This window comes from Streptomyces sparsus, from assembly GCF_054776295.1.
The window spans coordinates 1-518 of sequence record NZ_BAAHCA010001741.1; the positions used below are offsets into that span (position 1 = coordinate 1).

Annotated in this window: 1 pseudogene; it reads right to left on the minus strand. The window is 76.8% G+C overall.

From position 1 onward, the window contains the following. Positions 1–38 precede the first annotated feature (38 nt). Positions 39–518: pseudogene (locus ACYVE9_RS30595) on the minus strand (hypothetical protein); the annotation flags it as partial.

Consider the following 518-nt stretch of genomic DNA (forward strand, 5'->3'; position numbering starts at 1 on the left):
CCCGGTCCGGGCGGCGGAGCGGCGGGCTCAGGGGCCGGTCAGCTGAGGAACCGGGCCGCGAGCGCTGCGATCGTCCGGCTCACCGACGGGGAGGCGGACGGTTCGGCGCCCTTCGTGCCGTCGCCGGACGGCTCACCGCCTTCACCGTCCGTGCCGTCGCTGTCCGTGCCGTCGCCGTCGGCAGCGTCCGACTCCTCGGCGCACGGGTCCTTCGGGTCCTTCGGGTCCTCGGTGTCCGACTCGGAGGGGGAGGGCGACGCGCCCGTCCCGGTCGGGCTGGGCGTGGATGTGGATGTGGGTGTGGCTGTGGGCTTCGGGGCGGGCGTCGTCTCACCGCTCGTCGGGCTGGGCGAGCCGGTGGCGCTGTCCGAGGGGGACGGCGACGCCGTGTCGGTGGGGCACTCGGCCGGCGGCTCGGGAGTCGTCGGGCTCGGTGTCGGCCGTCCGGTCGGCTTGCCCGGCCGCGTCGGCGTGGGCTCGGTGGGCTTGCCCGGCCGCGTCGGGGTGGGATAGGTGGA